Below are 19,366 nucleotides of genomic sequence, written 5' to 3' on the forward strand. Positions count from 1 at the left end.
GGGTCGGGCGCCTAGGCGATGAAACGCTCGATCAGCGCGGCCAGTGCGGCCGGCTGGTCGTGGTGCATCATGTGCCCCGCGTTGTCGATGCGGGCGATCTCCACCTGCGGCACCACCTTCAGCCGCTCGTGGTATTCGGCCAGGGTGAATTTGCCTTTCCACCACATCTCCAGGCTGTTGTCGGACGCTTCCACCGCCAGCACGGGCATGGTCAGGCGCTTGTAGATCTCCAGCACTTCTTCCACGCGGTAGAGCTGGGCATTCGTCACCTTGTGGGCCGCGTCGCCCAGGATGGCCCATTGGCCATCGGGTGTTTCGGCGGCCCAGTGGCGGGCCAGCCAGTCGGCCTTGTCCTGGTCCAGGCGCGGGTTGGTCTTCATGAGACGGCGGGCCACGCCGCTGGCGCTGTCGTAGGCTTTGAGGTCCATCTCGCCCGCGTGCAGTTTTTTCAGTTCATCCATCCAGCTCGCAAAGCGGCCTGGCGCCTGCGCGGGGCGGGTGGCGGGCATGCCGAAGCCTTCCAGATTGACGAGGCGGCGAATGCGCTCGGGCCGCACGCCGCCGTACAGCATCACCACATTGCCACCCATGCTGTGACCCACCAGGTTGACTGGCTGGCCAGGTGCGTAGTGGTCCAGCAGAAAGTCCAGGTCGGCCATGTAGTCGGGGAACCAGAAGTTGTCGGCGCCGGGGGCCTTGGTTTGGCCGTAGCCGCGCCAGTCGGGGGCAATGATGTAGTGGTCCTGGGCAAACGCGTCCACCACAAACTGGTAGCTCGCTGCCACGTCCATCCAGCCGTGCACCATGACCAGCGGCACCTTGCCCGGTGCGGGCGTGCCCCAAACCTGCACGTAGTAGGTGAGATTACGGATGGGGACGAATTCGCTGCGGCAGACGCGTTTGACTTGGTACATTCGCCAAATCATAAGGACAGATGAGGAGACAGGGCATGCCAGTCAGTCAAGGCAGAGACACCACTTCCCGCCGCAAGAAATCCGGCCCGCCAGCGGCCTACACGGCCCTCCACGCCGGCTTTGGCTGGCAGGTGCCGCAACACTTCAACATGGCCCAGGCCTGTAGCCAGCGCTGGGCGGCATTGCCGGATGCTATGAAAAGAGTAGCTATTTGCGCATATTCCACGGGGGCTGATAGCACTTTTCTTACATATGCGCAGCTGCAGGAGCAGGCCAACCGGCTCTCCGATGCCTTGCGCGCATTGGGCGTGCAGCGCGGCGATCGCGTGGCCATCGTGCTGCCGCAGCGGTTCGAGACGGCGGTGGCCTATATGGCCGTACTGCAACTGGGCGCGGTGGCCATGCCGCTGTCCATGCTGTTTGGCCCAGAGGCGCTGCAGTTCCGCCTGCACGACAGTGAAGCCGTGGTGGCCATTTGCGACGCCGGTTCCCTGCAGGCGCTGCACAGCGTGCGCGCACACTGCCCGCTGCTGCGCTCGGTCATCGGCGTAGGGGATGTGGCCGCCACACGCGGCCTGGCGGACTTGCACTGGAATGCCGTTCTGGCCCAGGAGCCGCCTCAGTTCACCCTGGTGAATACGCTGGCCGAAGAACCCGCCGTGCTCATCTACACCAGCGGCACCACCGGCAACCCCAAGGGTGCGCTGATCCCCCATCGCGCCCTCATCGGCAACCTGCCGGGCTTTGTCGCCAGCCAGAACTGGTTCGGGTTTGATGGCAAGAAGAATGCGGACTCCAAGGCCATCTTCTGGTCTCCGGCAGACTGGGCATGGACCGGTGGGCTCATGGATGCACTGCTGCCCAGCCTGTACTTCGGCCGCCCCATCGTGGCGTACAACGGCCGCTTCAGCCCGCAGACGGCGCTGGAGTTGATGCGTGACTGCGGCGTCACCCACACCTTCCTTTTCCCCACCGCGCTTAAGGCCATGATGAAGGCCTACCCCGGCACCAAGAGCAAAACCGTACGCCAGCAGTTCAAGCTCAAACTGCAAGCCATCATGAGCGCGGGCGAGGCAGTGGGCGACGCAGTGTTCGGATACTGCGCCACGCAGCTCGGCGTGCCGCCCAACGAAATGTTTGGCCAGACCGAGATGAACTACATCGTGGGCAACTGCAACCGGCTCTACCCGTCCAAGCCCGGCAGCATGGGCATGGGCTACCCCGGCCACCGCGTGGCGGTGATTGACGACGAAGGCAACGAATGCCCCGTGGGTGTGCCCGGCGACGTGGCGCTGCACCGCTATGACGTGCATGGCCACCCTGACCCCATCTTCTTCCTGGGCTACTGGAAGAATCCCGCCGCCACCGAAGGCAAGTTCACCGGCGACTGGTGCCGCACGGGCGACTTGGCGGTGCGCGACGCCGACGGCTACCTCTGGTACCAGGGCCGCAGCGACGATGTGTTCAAGGCCGCGGGCTATCGCATTGGTCCCGGCGAGATCGAGAACTGTTTGGTCAAACACCCCGCCGTCATCAACGCCGCCGTGGTGCCCAAGCCCGACGCCGAGCGCGGCGCGCTGGTCAAGGCCTACGTCGTCATTGCTCCTGATTTCATAGCTGCTTGCGCAAATAACACGGGGGCCAGGGCCCAATTGCATGCCCAACTCACGCTGGAGCTGCAGGCCCACGTGAAAGGCCAGCTCGCGCCCTACGAGTACCCCAAGGAGATCGAATTTGTGGACGCCCTGCCCATGACCACCACCGGCAAGGTGCAGCGCCGCGTGCTGCGCCTGCAAGAGGAGGCGCGCTATGCGGCTGCCCGGGCTTAAACCGCTGTGGCATCCGACGCTGCTGCGCCGCATTGCGTTGCTGAGCTGGGTCAAATGGCTGCCCTGGCCGCTGTTCGCCGTGGCCCTGTATGCCTTGCGCCCCGGGGCGAGCTTCAAGGGCGTGGTGACGGTGCTCGGCCTCGCCATCGTGGGCGTACTGATGTATGTGGCGCTAACGGCGTGGGAACTCAGCCTGCGCCGACAGTTTGTGCGTGAGGCACCACTACCGCGCTTTCTGGGCACCAAGCTGCGCGAGCACTACCCCCAACTCAGCCTGCGCGACACCGAGCTGGTGTTTCACGGTCTGCGCCAGTTCTTTATCGCCTACCTGCGCAGCAACCGTGACTTTGTGGCCATGCCCTCCAAGGTGGTGGACGCGGCTTGGCACGAATTCATCTTGCACACGCGTGGCTACGCGCAGTGGTGCGACGCGGCCTTTGGCGGCCTGCTGCACCACAGCCCGGCCGAGGTGCTGGGCCGCGACCCCAAGCGCAACAGCGGCCTGCGCCGGTCCTGGTTCTGGGCCTGCAAGGAGGAGAGCATTGACCCGCACAAGCCGACCCGATTGCCCTTGCTGTTTGCGCTGGACAAAAAGTTTGCGATTGCGGGCGGCTACACCTATGTGCCTGACTGCCGCAATATCGACCGCCAGAGCAGCTCCGATACCTACTGCGGCACCAGCTTTGGGGACGGCGGTGGAGGTGGAGGCTGCGGTGGCGGGGGTGACGGTGGCGGGTTCAGCTTCAGCTCGGACGGCAGCAGCGACAGTGGCTGCGGTGGCGATGGCGGGGGATGCGGAGGAGGCTGTGGCGGCGACTAGGGTATTCAAGCCGCGCTACCATCGTTCGATCACCTTCTTTTTCCGCCACTTTTACCCTCACGCCCTGCCATGAAAACCGTACAACTCGGCTCCAGCGACCTGCACGTCACCCCCATCTGCCTGGGCACCATGACCTTTGGCGAGCAGGTGGACGAACCCACCTCCCATGCCATCCTCAGCCGCTCGCTGGAGCGGGGCGTGAACTTCATCGACACGGCCGAGATGTACTCCGTGCCCCCGCGCGCCGAGACCTTCAACCTGACCGAAAAAATCATCGGCAACTGGATCCGCAAGAATCCTGCAGCCCGCGAAAAGCTGGTCATCGCCACCAAGGTGGCCGGCCCCTCGCGCGGCATGCCCTGGGTGCGCAACGGTAGCAGCAATCTGACGGCCGAAGACATCGTGGCGGCCTGCGAAGGCAGCTTGCAGCGCATGAACATCGAGACCATCGACCTCTACCAGATCCACTGGCCCGTGCGCCACGTGCCCATGTTCGGCGGCATGTATTACGACCCCAAGAACGAAAACGTGGGCGGCAGCGCCATTGAAGAGCAGCTGCGCGCCATGGACACGCTGGTCAAGGCCGGCAAGGTCCGCGCCATCGGCCTCTCCAACGAGACGCCCTATGGCGTGCACGAGTTTGTGCGCCTGGCCGAGCAGCACGGCTTGCCGCGCATTGCCTCGGTGCAGAACAATTACGGCCTGCTGGCTCGCACGGTGGAGAACGGCTTGGACGAAACCTTGCATCGCCTGGGCGTGTCGCTGCTGCCGTATTCGCCGCTGGCTTTTGGCTTGCTGACGGGCAAGTACGATGCCGAAGGCCTCCTGGGTGAGAACGTGTCGCAGGACTGGCGCCTGCGCAAGTTCGAGTCCACGCGCAAGCAGCGCTGGGGCCGCCCCGACGCACTCAAGGCCGCACGCCGCTACAACGCGCTGGCCAAGGAATACGGCTTCACGCCCAGCCAGATGGCCCTGGCCTTCTGCTACACCAAGTGGCAGGTGGCGAGCACCATCATTGGCGTGCGTACGCTGGAGCAGTTGGACCAGAACATCGACGCCTGGGGAACCACGCTGCCCGAAGAGCTGCTCAAGAAGATTGACGAAGTCCGCTGGGAAATCCGCGACCCGGCCGTCTAGCCTTTGAGCATGTCTTCCACCGCCGCCTTGGCTTCGGCCAGGTTGGTAAAAAAGCGGGTGGGCTGGGGCGGAGCTTTGGGCATGTGAGACGGTGGCGGCCAGAGGCGCTCGTCCAGCCAGCTGGCGGCGACACCGCCTATGTCCTTGATCTTGAGGGCGCAGACGGGCACTTCATCCATCAGGGCGGTGCACACGCCGGGCGTATCGTTCCAAGTCAGTTGTGCCATGACGGCCTCGTTCTAGTTGTCGTCCCCCATATTAGGAGCCGGGGCGGGATTGGGCAAGCTGCGGTAAATACTGAGGAAAATACCCCCATGGCCAAGAAAGACCACGTCTCAGAAACCCCTGCCACCCAGCTGCTCAAGGCGAGCAAGGTGGCGTTCACCGAACACCCCTACGAATACCTGGAGCACGGCGGCGCCCAGCACAGCGCGCAGGTGCTGGGCTTTGACCCGTTCACCGTGGTCAAGACGCTCATCATGCAGGACCAGGACGCCAAACCCCTGGTGGTGCTGATGCATGGCAACCGCAAGGTATCCACCAAGAACCTGGCACGCCAGATCGGCGCCAAATCGGTGGAGCCTTGCGCGCCCGAGGTGGCCAACCGCCACAGCGGCTACCTGGTGGGTGGCACTTCGCCCTTCGGCACGCGCAAGACCATGCCGGTCTACATCGAGGAAACCATCCTGGCGCTGCCGCGCATCTGCATCAACGGCGGGCGGCGTGGTTATTTGGTGGGCATCGATCCCCAGGTCTGCGTGGATTTGCTGGGTGCCAAACGGGTACAGTGCGCGCTGGAAGAGTGATTGGAGATGGACTTGAATTCTGTGCTGTACCCCCTGCTGGCCACGGTGGCCGCCTACCTGATTGGTTCCCTATCGTTTGCGGTCATCGTCAGCCGCGTCATGGGCCTCAACGATCCGCGCACCTATGGCAGCAAGAACCCGGGAGCCACCAACGTGCTGCGCTCGGGCTCCAAGGCCGCAGCGGTGGTGACGCTGCTGCTGGACGCCCTCAAGGGCTGGGTGCCCGTGGTGGTCGTGAAATGGTGGGGCGAGCCCTATGGCCTGGGTGAAGGCACCATGGCGCTGGCGGGGCTGGCGGCCTTTCTGGGCCACCTGTTCCCCATCTTCTTCCGCTTTGTGGGCGGCAAGGGCGTGGCCACAGCGCTGGGCGTGATCGTGGGTATCAGCGGCTGGCTGGGTCTGGCCACGGGGCTGACCTGGCTCATCATCGCCTTCTTCTTCCGCTATTCCTCGCTGGCTTCGCTGGTGGCTGCGCTGTTTGCGCCGGCCTATTACGCCTTTGGTGATGGCGTGGCCTGGTCCATGGAAAAGAGTTTGTTGCTGGCGGTGTCCGCCATGTCGCTGCTGCTGATCTGGCGCCATGCCGAGAACATTTCGCGCCTGGTGCAGGGCAAGGAATCCAAGCTCGGCAGCAAAAAGAAAGCGTAAAGCTTTGGTGCGCGCTGCGCCTCAGGCCATGGCCAGCGCCTGGGCGCCCAGCTGCAGCAGGTGGAAGTGGTTGAGCGGCGCGCGCACTGCGGACGAGGGTAGGGCCGAACGGATGCGCGGATAGGCCTCGGCCGTGCTGTGCAGGCGGGGTGTGTTTTCCAGCTCGCCCCCGGGCTTGCCCACTACCACCACAAAGGGCTGGTTACTCTTGTGGCTGCGTCGCACCACCACGGCCAGCTCGTCGTTGTCCAGCCGCACATAGGTGCCGGGTGGGCACAGGCCCACGGCCCGCACCAGCGCCTGGCCAATCTCGTCAATGGATGTGGTGGCTCGCGTCATCACCGAGCGCGCGGATTCGATCGCGCTGCGCCCTGTCCGCGATTTGCGCGGGCTGATCATGGCCGCGTAGCGGTCCACCATCTTGAGAATGCGCGCCAAACGCACCGGTGCCGGCACCAGACGCATATCGTTCTTGTCCACCGCGTCGTCATGGTGGCTGGAGACCACGTCCAGCCAGTCGTCATCGGCCACGCCCAGGTTGGCCAGCATCATGGCGCCCTTGATGGCGTGGGCGCGAATCGCGTCCTGCTGGGCCGGACTGGGCTTCTCGGCCTGGTTGGCCAGCTCGTCCTGCAGCGCCGTCATGGCGATGTTCATGGTCAGCGCGGCGTGCACCAGGCTGTTGCGCTCCTTCAGCGGCAGGCCCAGCTCGCTGGCGAGCAGATGGCACAGCACGCCACAAACCAGGGAGTGCGATGCGCTATAGCCCACGGGCGAATTGCTGGCCAGCTGGAACAGCAGGTACAGGCCCACATCGGGGTCGCGCTGCAGCAAGCCCTGCATCCAGCGGTCGTACTGCAGCACGCGGTGAGCGAACTGCTGCGCGTTGGAGGGGTTGGACAGAATGATGCCCAAGCCGCTCTCCAGATCAGACCACTGGCCCAGCAGATCTTCGTAAGCGTTTACATCCCGGACGTCCATGGCACTTGGCATCAGAAGCGGCGCTCCAGCACCATCTGGTCGTTGGTGCGCGTCATCTGAAAGCGATTGAGAAAACTATTGCCAAGCAGCACATAGGGCATGCTGCCCGGCGAAACTACGGCCTCCACGCCACTTACCATCACATCTCCCACGCGCACGGTGTCCAGCGTGATGCGCCAGCCCTGTGCGATGCCGTTGGCCGTGCTCATTTGGATCGGCAGGCCGATCTGGTAATTGATGCCCAGTCGCTTGGCATCGGCCACGCTCATGGCCACGGTGGTGGCTCCTGTATCCACCATGAAACTCACCACCCGACCGTTGATCTGGCCTTCGCTCATGAAATGCCCGCCTGGCCCCACCGCCAGCACCACGCGGCTACCGCTGAGCTGCTGGCCCGCGCCACTGCCCACGCTCGCGGGCGCATCGCCCACGCGCAGGGTCTGGCGCTTGCCGCCCACTTCCAGTGTGATCTGCTCGCCCTGGATGGACACGACCTTCACGCCCTTGTGCGTCTCGCCCACAGCCACCGCCTTGGGAAACCCGCCATCCACGATCAGCAGCGCCTTGCTGCCCAGCGTGCCGTTGATAGCCACCGTCTGCGCCCCCACGGGGGCAGCCAGCAGGGCGGCAACGGCCAGAGCCAGGGCGCGGCGCATGGTGCTTAGTCCCGGAAGTTGTTGAAGTCCAGCGGCACGTCCGTCACGTCCTTGCGGATCAGCGCCATCGCCGCCTGCAGGTCGTCGCGCTTGGCGCCGGTCACGCGTACTTTTTCTTCCTGGATGGCGCTTTGCACCTTGAGCTTGCTCTCCTTGATCAGCTTCTGGATCTTCTTGGCCAGCTCGGACTCAATGCCGCTCTTGACCTTCACCACGCGCTTGACCTTGTCGCCGCCCATCTTTTGCAGGTCGCCAATGTCCAAAAAACGCACATCCACGTTCTGCTTGGTGAGTTTGTTGCGCAAAACGTCCAGAATCTGGTCGATTTGGAAGTCTGCGTCGCCAATGACGGTGATTTCTTTGTCCTTGATTTCGATAGAGGCCGATGTGCCCTTGAAATCAAAACGGGTGCCAATTTCCTTGGCGGCGTTGTCCACGCCATTGCGCACCTTGACCAGGTCAGGCTCGCACACGGTATCAAAAGAAGGCATAGCTGTAAGAGTTTGAATGCGAAAATCAACCCAATGTTAGTCGAGAACAACGTCCCCCTGCAGGGATTGAATACCTTCCGTATCGTCGCCAAAGCCCACCAGCTGGTGCGCGTGCGCTCCGAGGCCGATATCCACGCCCTGCTGGCCGATCCGGCCCTGGCCGCGGCCCCCAAGTTCGTACTGGGCGGCGGCAGCAATATCGTGCTGACCGGCGACGTCAAACCCCTGGTGCTCAAGGTGGAGGTCGCCGGCCGCTGCGTGGTGGCCGAGACCGATCGCCACGTCATCGTCGAAGCCGGCGCCGGCGAGGTCTGGCACGACTTCGTCACCTGGACGCTGGACCAGGGCCTGCCCGGCCTGGAAAACATGGCCCTCATCCCCGGCACCGTGGGCGCGTCGCCCGTGCAAAACGTGGGCGCCTACGGCGTGGAGCTGCAAGACCGCTTTGATTCGCTCGACGCCGTGGACCTGCAAACCGGCCAGGCGTTCAGCCTCAATGCTGCGCAGTGCGCCTTTGGCTACCGCGATTCTGTCTTCAAGCACAGCAGCCAGCCCGGGGCCGACGGCGCCCACCAAGCCCTGGGCCTGAAGGACCGCGCCCTCATCCTGCGCGTGCGCTTTGCGCTGCCCAAGGCTTGGAAGCCCGTGCTGGGCTATGCCGACCTGGAGCGCAAGATGGCCGAGACCGGAATCGAGCAGCCCACGGCCCGCCAGATTTACGACTGGATTTGCGAGGTCCGCCGCGCCAAGCTGCCCGACCCCGCCCAGATCGGCAACGCCGGCAGCTTCTTCAAAAACCCCACCGTCACCCCCGAGCAGTGCGCCGACATCATCGCCCGCGACCCGAAAGTGGTGCACTACCCCCTGCACGACGGCAGCATCAAGCTTGCCGCCGGTTGGCTCATTGACGCCTGCGGCTGGAAAGGCAAAAGCGTGGGCCAGGCCGGTGTGTACGAAAAGCAAGCCCTGGTGCTGGTAAACCGCGGCGCCGGGGTGAACGGCGAAGGCGCCACCGGCGGCGAGGTAATGACCCTGGCCAAAGCCATCCAGACCAGCGTGTACGAACGCTTTGGCATCCGCCTGGAGCCCGAACCCGTCGTCCTCTAATCCGCCACCTCAGGAGCACCCCGCCATGGCTTCCATTCTCGTTCTCGGCGGCACCGGTTTTGTCGGTGCCCATGTGTGTGAACAGCTGGTGCGCGCCGGCTGGCAGGTCACCGTGGCCACCCGCAAGCGCCAGCACGCCCAGCGCGTGCAGCTGCTGCCCGGCCTCACGGTGCTGGAGGTGAATGTGCACGACCCCGCCGCCTTGGCCCGCGCTGTGCAGGGCCACCAGGCCGTGGTCGACCTCATCGCCGTGCTGCACGGCAACGCCGCCCGGTTTGATGCGGTGCATGTGCAGCTGCCCCGCAGCCTGGCCCAGGCCTGCAGCAGCGCCGGTGTGCAGCAGCTGGTGCACGTGAGTGCGCTGGGGGCCAACAGCGCCCAGCCCGACGCCGCGCCCTCGCTCTACCTGCGCAGCAAAAGCCAGGGAGAGGCCGCCCTGCAGCAAGCCGCAGCGTCCGCCCCCTGGCGCCTCACGCTGCTGCGCCCCAGCGTCATTTTTGGGGCCGAAGACAAGTTCCTCAACATGTTCGCCAGCCTGCAAAAGGTGTTCCCCCTCATGCCCCTGGCCGGGGCCGACGCGCGCTTTCAGCCCGTGTGGGTGCAAGACGTGGCGCAGGCCGTGGTGCGCAGCCTGCAGCCCGGCAGCCCCGCCGTGGTGGAGGCCTGTGGCCCCGATGTGTTCACCCTGCGCCAGCTGGTGCAACAGGCGGGCCAGTGGGCCGGCGTTAACGAAGGGCGCGGCCGCCCCGTCATCGGCCTGCCGCAGTGGCTGGGCAGCCTGCAGGCCCTGGCCATGGAATGCCTGCCCGGCGAACCCCTCATGAGCCGCGACAACCTCGCCTCCATGCGCGTGGACAACGTCGCCACCGGCCAAGTGCCCGGCCTGCAGGCCCTGGGCATCACCCCCGCCGCGCTGCCCCCCATCGCCCAAGACTACCTGCGCCGCCACAGCGCAGACTACGGCCTGCTGGGTGTGCGCATGAAGCGCTATTGAGGGCACTGGCGGTGCGATACGCTATGGTTTTAATAGCTGCTCGCGCAACATCTATGTGGGCTAGTGGCCATTTTTATCCAATATCGTCAAGGCTAAGTCCCTAGGCAGCAAGAAGGCCTTTAGATCTTGCGCCGGCCAAACTGCCGCTACAGTAGTGCCCCAAAGACCGTGCCAACGGCCCAACACGCGATTCAAGGGGAGGGGAGCATGCTGCTCAAGACAGCCGACGACAACACCAAGTGCTTGGCGCTGCCGGACTTCCCCCGGCTTTGGGGCAGCGGTATTGCCGGGAACATCAAGGCTTGTTTGCTTTGACGACCTGAGCACATTTCAACTATCACGCCTCAGCACACTGCTACATTGAGTCTAAGAACAACCACAACACATGGCCATCAAAAAGTCCGACCTCTATTCCAAACTTTGGGCCTCCTGCGACGAACTCCGCGGCGGGATGGATGCCAGCCAGTACAAGGACTACGTGCTGGTGCTGCTGTTCATCAAGTACATCAGCGACAAGTACGCCGGCCAGCCCTTTGCGCCCATCCAGATCCCCGAGGGCGCGAGCTTTGCCGATATGGTGGCGCTCAAGGGCAAGAGTGACATCGGCGACCAGATCAACAAGAAGATCGTCCGCCCGCTCGAAGAAGCCAACCGCCTGCGCATCAAGGCTGACTTCAACGACGACGCGCTGCTGGGCCAGGGCAAGGAGAAGGTCGACAAGCTCACCAACCTGATCGGCATCTTCGAATCCAAAGACCTGGATTTCTCCAAGCATCGTGCCGATGGCGACGACATCTTGGGCGATGCCTACGAATACCTGATGCGCCACTTCGCTACCGAGAGTGGCAAGAGCAAGGGCCAGTTCTACACCCCGGCCGAGGTGAGTCGCATCATGGCCCAGGTGCTGGGCATCGCCCAGGCCAAGACGACGCCTGACACCACCGTGTATGACCCTACCTGCGGGTCTGGATCGCTTTTGCTGAAAGTGGCCGAGGCGGCGCGCACGCCGGTGAGCGTTTACGGCCAAGAGAAGGAAGAAGTCACCAGCGGCCTGGCCCGCATGAACATGATCCTGCACCACAACCCCGGTGCGGTGATCGAGCAGGGCAACACGTTGGCCGATCCCAAGTTTCTGGAAGGCGGCCAGCTCAAGACCTTCGACTACGTGGTGGCCAATCCTCCGTTCTCCGACAAGCGCTGGAGCAATGGCCTGGTGGGCGACGCCTACGGGCGCTTTGACGGTTTCGGCACGCCACCCGACAAGCAGGGCGACTATGCCTACCTGCTGCACATCATCCGCTCGCTCAAGAGCACTGGCCGGGCCGCCTGCATCTTGCCGCATGGCGTGCTGTTCCGCGGCAATGCCGAGGCCGAGATTCGCAAGAGCTTGGTGCGGCGCGGTCTCATCCAAGCCATCATCGGCCTGCCGGCCAACTTGTTTTACGGTACCGGTATCCCGGCCTGCATCTTGGTCATCGACAAAGCAGGCGCTTCGGCACGCAGGGGCATCTTCATGATCGACGCCGCCCAAGGCTACATGAAAGACGGCCCCAAGAACCGGCTGCGCGAGCGCGATATCCACCGCATCGTGGATGCGTTCAGCACGCTCGACTGCAGCGACCCACGCTACGCCCGCATGGTGGGCTTGGACGAGATCGAGAGGAACGACTTCAACCTGAACCTGCCGCGCTACATCGACAGCAGCACGCCTGAGGACCAACAGGATATCGACGCTCACCTCAACGGCGGCATCCCTGAGGCGGATGTGCAAGCGCTCGGCCGCTACTGGGCCGTGTGCCCCAAGCTGCGCGCCGCCCTTTTCAAGCCGCGCCGACCCGGCTATCTGGACTTGGCGGTGGCACCTGCGGCCATCAAGTCCACCATCCATCAACACCCGGAGTTCCAGGCGTTCACCACAGCGATGAACCAGCACTTCGACACCTGGCGCGTGGCGGCGGCCAGTAGCCTCAAGGCATTGGAGAAGGGCGCTTTCCAACCGAAAGACTTGATCCGCGGCGCCGAAGGCCTGCTCGCCCACTACGAGCACCAGCCCACCGCAGAGAAGCTCATCGACCCCTACGCCGTCTACCAGCACCTCATGGACTACTGGGTCGAAACCATGCAGGATGACGCCTATCTCATCGCCGAAGACGGTTGGAAGGCCACGCCCTACCGCGTGCTGGAGACCAAGAAGAGCAAAGATGGCTCACCAGGCAAGACCGTGGACAAAGGCTGGGCCTGCGATCTGGCGCCCAAGGCACTGCTGGTGCAGCACCACTTTGCCGCCGAGAAGGCGGAGTTAGACAAGCTGAACGCAGAGCTGGAAAGCACCCAGGCCGCGATGACTGAACTGGAAGAAGAGCACAGCGGCGACGATGCGGTGTTTGGCGGCTTCGACAAGATCAACGATGCAGCAGTGAAATCACGCATCAAGGAGATCGGGCGTGATGCAGATGCGGCTGACGAACTGGCTGTGCTGAAAGCTTGGCTGGCCCTGTCAGAGCAGACTGGCCGCCTGAAGCGGCTCATCAAGTCGCTGGACTTTGAGTTGGACGCCAAGGCCCTGGCCCGCTACCCCACGCTGACGCCCGACGAGGTGAGGGTCCTGGTGGTGGACCACAAGTGGATGGCGACGCTGAGTACTGCCGTGCATGGCGAGCTGGACCGCGTGAGCCAGGCGCTGACCGGACGGGTGAAGGAACTGGCCGAGCGTTATGGTCGGACGATGCCGGAGCTGGTACAGCAGGTGAATGACCTAGAAGCCCGGGTGGCGGGACACCTGGCGAAGATGGGTTTCACAGCGATATGACGGCTATGAGCTCTAACGGATTGGCAAATCCTCACCTCAAGAAGACGGAGCTTGGCGTCATCCCCCACGACTGGGATGTCAAGGCATTAGGAGATCTCTGTGAATTTGAGAACGGAGATCGAAGTAGCAACTACCCGTCAGGGAAGGATTTTTCGTACAGTGGTATTCCGTTTGTAAATGCAGGACACGTCGCCAATGGCAGGATCGATGTCAGCCGAATGGATTTCATTACTCGCGAAAGCTATTCCCGCTTAACGCGAGGAAAAGTACGCTCCGGCGATATCTTGTACTGCATACGTGGCTCCTTAGGAAAATTCGGGCTAGTTCCAAAGGGCTTCGAACAAGGCGCCATCGCTAGCTCCCTTGTCCTCGTGCGCTCCAAGCCCACAAGACTTTCACGCGAGTATTTGGCCTGCTACTTTGGATCTGCCTTGTGCTCTCAAATGATCGAGAGCTGGGCTAGCGGCGCTGCTCAACCGAATCTCGGGGTGCAGGATCTCGCAAGATTCCTGATGCCGCTGCCTGCATCACCCTATGAGCAGCAAGCCATTGCAACGTCCCTCACCGACGCCGACGCCCTGATCGACTCGCTGGAGCAACTGCTGACTAAGAAGCGCCAGATCAAGCAAGGCGCCATGCAGGAACTGCTCACTGGCAAGCGGCGGTTGCCGGGGTTCAAAGGGAAGTGGGGCAAGGCGACATTTGCCGATGTGGCCTTCATCGATCCAGAGAACCTCGGCAGTGGTACGAGTGCCGACTTTTCTTTCAACTACATCGCGTTAGAAGGTGTCAATCAAGGACGGCTGGATTCATTTGCCGAACTCCGGTTCGACAGCGCACCATCAAGGGCTAGGAGAGTACTGAGGGACGGCGACGTTCTGGTGTCGACTGTTAGACCAAACCTTAAGTCCCACCTGCTGCTTGATACGCTCCATGGAAACTGGATTGCTTCAACCGGCTTTTCTGTTGTTCGCTGCAAACCAGACATCGCGTGCCCGGGTTTTCTGTTCGCACTACTTTTTTCGGCGATCATTGAACAGCAGATAGATGCGTTGTTGACAGGATCAAACTATCCGGCAATCAATGGACGGGATGTTGCCAACCTCGCCTTTATCTGCCCCCCCTTCGATGAGCAGGTTGCAATTGCAGAGTACATGTCCGACATAGACGCCGAAATCACTGCCCTCGAATCTCGCCTCACCAAAGCCCGCGCCCTCAAGCAAGCCATGGCCCAAGCCCTGCTTACCGGCCGTATCCGCCTCGTGGAGCCCACCGCATGACACAACCCTCCAAGAATTACTACCGCGTGATGCTGGGTCGCCAAAGCGTCCATGCGTCCGAGTGTTTCGCCGGTGGTTTCATCGGCGCGGATTACGAAATCCACCAGGATCTCAGCGGCCAGTTGCCCGAGGAGTGGAGGCAGTTCAACGCCGCCTTCATCCCGGTGTTCTTGGCTGGCCACCCTGACAAAAGCAGGATCGCAGCGGGCCTAGCCTGCGGCGCGCTGTGGACGGTGGCCAAGGGCATCTGCACTGGCGATGTAGTGCTATGCCCGGACGGCACCGGCCAGTACCACGTGGGCGAGGTGCAAGGCGGCTACCACTACGCCCCCGGCCAGGTGCTGCCGCACCGCCGCCCGGTGAAATGGTTGCCGCTGACCATCGCCCGCGCGGCCATGAGTGAAGCGCTGCGCAACTCGACCGGCTCCATTGGTACAGTGAGCACCATCACCGAGTACCACCAGGAGATTGAGCAGTTCTTGGCTGCGCTGCCCGGTCAGGCCGCACCCAACATTGTTGCCACCGACCCGGTGGTGGAAGACCCAGTGGCCTTTGCGATGGAGAAGCACCTGGAGGACTTTCTGGTGAAGAACTGGGCGCAGACCGAGCTGGCGCACACCTTCAAGATTTACGAGGAAGATGGCGAGCTGGTGGGGCAACAGTACGGCACCGACGCTGGGCCCATAGACATCCTGGCCATCAGCAAGGATGGCAAACGCCTGCTGGTGGTGGAGCTCAAGCGGGGGCGCGCTTCGGACGTGGTGGTCGGACAGATCCTGCGCTACATGGGCTACGTCAAGGAGCAGATCGCCGAGCCGCACCAGGCCGTGGAAGGCGCGATCATTGCGCTGGATGACGACCAGAAGCTGCGCTGGGCCTTGGCTGCAGTGCCCAGCATCAGCTTCTACCGCTATCAAGTGAGTTTCAAACTGATCAAGCATTGACGCCAGACGACAGCGTTGCGCAGGGGGAAAAACAGATGAACAACGTGAGCAAGCCCGAACGCGCCACCCAAAATCGGGTGATTGCGCTCTTTACCCAGCAGCTGGGCTACCGCTATCTGGGCGACTGGTCAGACCGCGAGGGCAACCACTGCATTGAGGAAAGTTTGCTCGCGACGCACTTGGCCGGCAGGGGCTACAGCCCCGCACACATCAGCGCCGCGCTGCATAAGCTGCGCTCAGAAGCCTTGGTGCACGGGCGCACGCTGGTTGCCGCCAACCAGGCTGTGTACCAACTGCTGCGCTATGGGGTGACGGTGAAGGTGGCGGTGGGTGAGGCGAGTGAGACAGTGCATTTGGTGGACTGGGACCAACCCGCCCACAACGATTTTGCGATTGCGGAGGAAGTGACGCTCAAAGGCGGGCACGAACGCCGGCCTGACATCGTGCTGTACCTGAACGGCATTGCTGTGGGCGTGCTGGAGCTGAAGAGCAGCCGCGTGGGGCTGGGCGAGGGCATACGGCAATGCTTGTCGAATCAGTTGCCAGAGTTCCACGATTGGTTTTTCAGCACGGTGCAGCTGGTGCTGGCAGGCAATGACTCGGAAGGCCTGCGCTACGGCACTATTGAGACGCAAGAGAAGTACTTTCTCACCTGGAAAGAAGACGAGGCTGACAACGCGGGTTATAAGCTGGACAAGTATTTGGCCAAGCTGTGCAGCAAGGCCCGACTGCTGGAGCTGATGCACGACTTCGTGTTGTTTGATGGTGGCGTCAAAAAGCTCCCACGGGTGCACCAGTACTTTGGCATTAAGGCTGCGCAGACCCATGTGCAGCAGCGGCGCGGCGGCATTGTCTGGCACACCCAGGGAGCGGGAAAAAGCATCTTGATGGTGTTGCTGGCGCGCTGGATTCTGGAGAGCAGCCCTGCGGCGCGCGTCGCGATCATCACCGACCGGGATGAGTTGGACCGGCAGATCGAACGCGTGTTCAAGGACGCGGGCGAGACCATTCACCGCAGCCAGAGCGGCCGCAACCTGATAGCGCAACTGGCCCAGCCCAATCCGCGACTATTGTGCTCGCTGGTGCACAAGTTCGGCCGCCGGGACGTGGACGACTTCGAGGCCTTCATCCGCGAGCTTGAAGCGCAGCCCACCCAGACCCAGGGCGAGATCTACGTCTTCGTGGACGAGTGCCACCGTACCCAAGGTGGCAGGCTGCACCGGGTGATGAAGGCCATGATGCCCAACGCGGTGTTCATCGGCTTCACCGGCACGCCGTTGCTCAAGAGCGATGCCCAGACCAGCCTGGAGGTGTTTGGCGGTTATATCCACACCTACAAGTTCGCGGAAGCTGTGGAAGACGGGGTGGTGCTCGATCTGGTCTACGAGGCGCGCGACATTGACCAGAAGCTGGGCAGCAACGAGCAAATCGATCAGTGGTTCGAGGCCAAGACCAAAGCCCTGAATAGCTGGCAAAAGGACGAGCTGAAGAAGCAGTGGGGCACGATGCAGAACGTGCTGAGCTCGCGCGCCCGCATGGACCGCGTGGTGGCCGATATCGTGTTTGACTTTGCCGTGAAGCCGCGACTTTCAAACGAGCGCGGCAACGCGATTCTGGTGGCTTCCAGTATCTATGAGGCTTGCAAGTACTTTGAGCTGTTCGGCAAGACGGTGTTCAAGGGCCGCTGTGCGGTAGTGACGTCTTACAACCCGCAGGCCTCGGATGTGAGCAAAGAAGAGACGGGCGCCAACACCGAGAGCGACAAGCAATTCATCTACAACACCTACACCGAGCTGCTGAAAGACGTGGTGGCTGAGCCGGGCAAGAGCAAGACAGAAAGCTACGAGCAGCAGGCCAAGGAACGTTTCATCAAAGCGCCTGCAAAGATGAAGCTGCTGATCGTGGTGGACAAGCTGCTGACGGGCTTTGATGCACCGCCTTGCACCTACCTCTACATCGACAAGTCGATGCAGGACCACGGCTTGTTCCAGGCCATTTGCCGCACCAACCGGCTGGACGGCGAAGATAAGGACTTTGGTTACATCGTTGACTACAAGGATCTGTTCAAAAAAGTGGAGAAAGCGATTGCCGTCTACACCGCAGAACTGGATCACAGCGCAGGTGGGTCTAACCCAGAAATCTTGATCAAAGACCGGTTGGAGGCGGGACGTGAACGCCTGGACGACGCAGTGGAGGCATTGGCCTTGCTCTGCGAGCCCGTGAAGCCGCCCAAAGGTGATCTGGAGCACATTCACTATTTCTGCGGCAACACTGAGATTGCCGACGACCTTAAGGCGCGTGAGCCGCACCGTGTAGCGCTCTACAGGGCGGTGGTGGCCCTGGTGCGTGCCTATGCCAACCTGGCAGATGAGCTGGAGGCGGCCGGTTACACCCCTACACAGATCGAGTTCCTGAAGGACCTGCAGAAGCATTACCTGAACTTGCGTGAGATCATCCGCAAGGCTGCAGGCGAGACGCTGGATCTGAAGCCTTACGAGGCGGACATGCGTCACCTCATCGACACCTACATCGAGGCGCAGGCTCCAAGGAAGATTTCGCCATTTGACGGGATCGGTTTACTGGACTTGATCGTGAAGACGGGGATTGCGGACGCGATTGCCGAACGGCTGGGCGATATGAAGGGGAACAAAGAGTCCATCGCCGAGACGATTGAGAACAACGTGCGCAGCAAAATTCTGAAGGAGCAGCTGACGGACCCGGCCTACTTTGCCAAGATGTCGGCGCTGCTGGACGAGATCATTCGCCTGCGCAAAGAGAAGGCTATCGAGTATGAGGAATACCTGGCGCGCATTGCTGATGTGGCCAAGAAGGTGAGCGCCGGCAAGGCCGATGACACACCGGTGCAGTTGAAGACCTCGGGCCAACTCGCTCTGTACAACAACCTAAAGGACCACGTGGCCGCCGACCTCGCGCAGGAGCCCGTGGCACCCTATGCCGGTAAGACGGCGGCTCTGGAAACGGCGCTGAGGCTGGATACAGCCATCAAGACCAAACGACCTGACGGCTGGCGTGGCGTGGTGGCCAGAGAGCAGATGGTGAAGCAGGCGATGTTTGAGGTATTGCTGGACATCAAGGAAGTGAATCGCCTGTTCCCCATCGTCTTTGCCCAGAAGGAGTACTGACCTGTGCGGGATCTGCTCGACTTTGGCGAGTTGCACGCGGAGGTGACTCGCAAGGCGATCAAGCATGTGCACCTAAGTGTGTTGCCCCCTGCTGGCAAGGTGCGCGTGGCTGCACCGCAAGCGATGCCACTGGAGACCATACGACTGTTCGTGGTGGCCAAGCTGGCGTGGATACGTTCACAGCAGCGCAAGCTGCGCTCTCAAGAGCGCGAAACACCACGTGAGTATCTGAACAAGGAGAGTCACTATCTTTGGGGCAAGCGGTACCTGCTGGAGGTGAAGCACGCAGACGCGGCGCCCGCGGTGAGCCTGAGTCCGAGAAAGTTGTACTTGCAGGTGCGTTCTGAAGCTAACTCGGCGCGCTGCGAAGAGGTGTTGGATACTTGGTACCGGCAACAGGTGCATGAAGCGGTTCCGGCACTTCTTGCCAAGTGGGAGCCGTTGCTACGGGTCAAGGCCAAGCGCGTCTTCGTGCAGCGCATGAAGACCAAGTGGGGCAGCTGCACCCCTGAATCTGGCTATATCCGTCTCAATACCGATCTGGCCAAGAAGCCCCTGGAGTGCCTAGAATACATCTTGGTGCATGAGTTGGTTCACTTGCTGGAGCCGACCCACAACGAGAAGTTCATCACCTTGATGGATTTGTATTTGCCGAACTGGCAGCACTTAAGGAAGCGGCTCAACAGTTTGCCGGTGAGGCATGAGGAGTGGGGATATTGAGCCACTCAATTCGATTACGAAATCGATGTTGCCTTACCGAAAACTTGCCGATGATGACCACAATAACGGCCTAAATAAAAAAGCCCG

At 62.2% G+C, this 19,366-nt stretch carries 17 protein-coding genes; 12 read left to right on the plus strand and 5 right to left on the minus strand.

Annotated features, from left to right (window positions below; all coding sequences use genetic code 11):
• Positions 1-11: 11 nt before the first annotated feature.
• A complete protein-coding gene (locus tag AC1RNN_RS17970; RefSeq protein ID WP_493090850.1) occupies positions 12-914 on the minus strand; it encodes an alpha/beta fold hydrolase in 903 nt (300 codons plus the stop codon).
• Between the two features lie 35 nt (positions 915-949).
• On the opposite strand from AC1RNN_RS17970, the gene AC1RNN_RS17975 reads away from it, so the two are divergent.
• The 3 genes from AC1RNN_RS17975 to AC1RNN_RS17985 all read left to right on the plus strand — a co-directional run bounded on the left by AC1RNN_RS17975 (position 950) and on the right by AC1RNN_RS17985 (position 4,700).
• Positions 950-2,743: an acetate--CoA ligase gene (locus AC1RNN_RS17975; RefSeq protein ID WP_493090848.1), complete on the plus strand. Its 1,794-nt coding sequence runs from the start codon at positions 950-952 to the stop codon at positions 2,741-2,743.
• Positions 2,724-3,563 carry a glycine-rich domain-containing protein gene (locus AC1RNN_RS17980; RefSeq protein WP_493090846.1) on the plus strand — a complete coding sequence of 280 codons (840 nt, stop codon included), beginning with the start codon at positions 2,724-2,726 and terminating at the stop codon, positions 3,561-3,563. Before AC1RNN_RS17975 ends, AC1RNN_RS17980 begins: the two co-directional genes overlap by 20 nt.
• A 69-nt stretch (positions 3,564-3,632) precedes the next feature.
• A complete protein-coding gene (locus AC1RNN_RS17985) occupies positions 3,633-4,700 on the plus strand; it encodes an aldo/keto reductase (protein WP_493090845.1) in 1,068 nt (355 codons plus the stop codon).
• Here the strand turns inward: AC1RNN_RS17985 and AC1RNN_RS17990 are convergent.
• Complete coding sequence (locus tag AC1RNN_RS17990) at positions 4,697-4,927, minus strand: hypothetical protein (RefSeq protein WP_493090844.1); 231 nt, start codon at positions 4,925-4,927, stop codon at positions 4,697-4,699. The two genes, AC1RNN_RS17985 and AC1RNN_RS17990, sit on opposite strands and share 4 nt — an antisense overlap.
• 87 nt (positions 4,928-5,014) lie before the next feature.
• On the opposite strand from AC1RNN_RS17990, the gene AC1RNN_RS17995 reads away from it, so the two are divergent.
• Both AC1RNN_RS17995 and plsY read left to right on the plus strand, forming a co-directional pair.
• Positions 5,015-5,506: an aminoacyl-tRNA deacylase gene (locus AC1RNN_RS17995; RefSeq protein WP_493090842.1), complete on the plus strand. Its 492-nt coding sequence runs from the start codon at positions 5,015-5,017 to the stop codon at positions 5,504-5,506.
• Between the two features lie 6 nt (positions 5,507-5,512).
• Positions 5,513-6,154, plus strand: a complete 642-nt coding sequence (gene plsY / locus AC1RNN_RS18000) for a glycerol-3-phosphate 1-O-acyltransferase PlsY (protein WP_493090841.1) — start codon at positions 5,513-5,515, stop codon at positions 6,152-6,154.
• A 21-nt stretch (positions 6,155-6,175) separates the two neighbouring features.
• On the opposite strand, the gene AC1RNN_RS18005 is transcribed toward plsY, so the two are convergent.
• From AC1RNN_RS18005 to AC1RNN_RS18015, 3 genes are read right to left on the minus strand one after another with little or no spacing between them, the layout of a single operon-like run.
• Complete coding sequence (locus tag AC1RNN_RS18005) at positions 6,176-7,147, minus strand: HD-GYP domain-containing protein (protein WP_493137486.1); 972 nt, start codon at positions 7,145-7,147, stop codon at positions 6,176-6,178.
• The gene (locus tag AC1RNN_RS18010) at positions 7,147-7,791 is read right to left on the minus strand and encodes a retropepsin-like aspartic protease family protein (protein ID WP_493090839.1); all 645 of its coding nucleotides are present in this window, start codon (positions 7,789-7,791) and stop codon (positions 7,147-7,149) included. The genes AC1RNN_RS18005 and AC1RNN_RS18010 overlap by 1 nt, the downstream gene beginning before the upstream one ends.
• A 5-nt stretch (positions 7,792-7,796) precedes the next feature.
• Positions 7,797-8,282, minus strand: a complete 486-nt coding sequence (locus tag AC1RNN_RS18015; protein WP_493090837.1) for a YajQ family cyclic di-GMP-binding protein — start codon at positions 8,280-8,282, stop codon at positions 7,797-7,799.
• A 33-nt stretch (positions 8,283-8,315) separates the two neighbouring features.
• Between AC1RNN_RS18015 and murB the strand changes: the two genes are divergently transcribed.
• The 7 genes from murB to AC1RNN_RS18050 all read left to right on the plus strand — a co-directional run bounded on the left by murB (position 8,316) and on the right by AC1RNN_RS18050 (position 19,279).
• On the plus strand, positions 8,316-9,389 hold the full coding sequence (gene murB / locus AC1RNN_RS18020; protein WP_493090836.1) for a UDP-N-acetylmuramate dehydrogenase: 1,074 nt from the start codon (positions 8,316-8,318) through the stop codon (positions 9,387-9,389).
• A gap of 25 nt (positions 9,390-9,414) precedes the next feature.
• The gene (locus AC1RNN_RS18025; RefSeq protein ID WP_493090834.1) at positions 9,415-10,383 is read left to right on the plus strand and encodes a complex I NDUFA9 subunit family protein; all 969 of its coding nucleotides are present in this window, start codon (positions 9,415-9,417) and stop codon (positions 10,381-10,383) included.
• 385 nt (positions 10,384-10,768) lie between these two features.
• Entirely contained in the window at positions 10,769-13,192 is a 2,424-nt protein-coding gene (locus AC1RNN_RS18030; protein WP_493090832.1) for a type I restriction-modification system subunit M, read from the plus strand.
• A gap of 5 nt (positions 13,193-13,197) precedes the next feature.
• On the plus strand, positions 13,198-14,472 hold the full coding sequence (locus tag AC1RNN_RS18035) for a restriction endonuclease subunit S (RefSeq protein ID WP_493090830.1): 1,275 nt from the start codon (positions 13,198-13,200) through the stop codon (positions 14,470-14,472).
• A complete protein-coding gene (locus tag AC1RNN_RS18040; protein WP_493090828.1) occupies positions 14,469-15,416 on the plus strand; it encodes an endonuclease NucS domain-containing protein in 948 nt (315 codons plus the stop codon). The genes AC1RNN_RS18035 and AC1RNN_RS18040 overlap by 4 nt, the downstream gene beginning before the upstream one ends.
• On the plus strand, positions 15,413-18,559 hold the full coding sequence (locus AC1RNN_RS18045; RefSeq protein ID WP_493090827.1) for a type I restriction endonuclease subunit R: 3,147 nt from the start codon (positions 15,413-15,415) through the stop codon (positions 18,557-18,559). The genes AC1RNN_RS18040 and AC1RNN_RS18045 overlap by 4 nt, the downstream gene beginning before the upstream one ends.
• Positions 18,560-18,562: 3 nt before the next feature.
• Positions 18,563-19,279, plus strand: a complete 717-nt coding sequence (locus tag AC1RNN_RS18050; RefSeq protein WP_493090826.1) for a M48 family metallopeptidase — start codon at positions 18,563-18,565, stop codon at positions 19,277-19,279.
• The last annotated feature ends 87 nt before the right edge of the window (positions 19,280-19,366 follow it).

The sequence above is a fragment of the Rhodoferax sp. GW822-FHT02D07 genome (assembly GCF_058802405.1).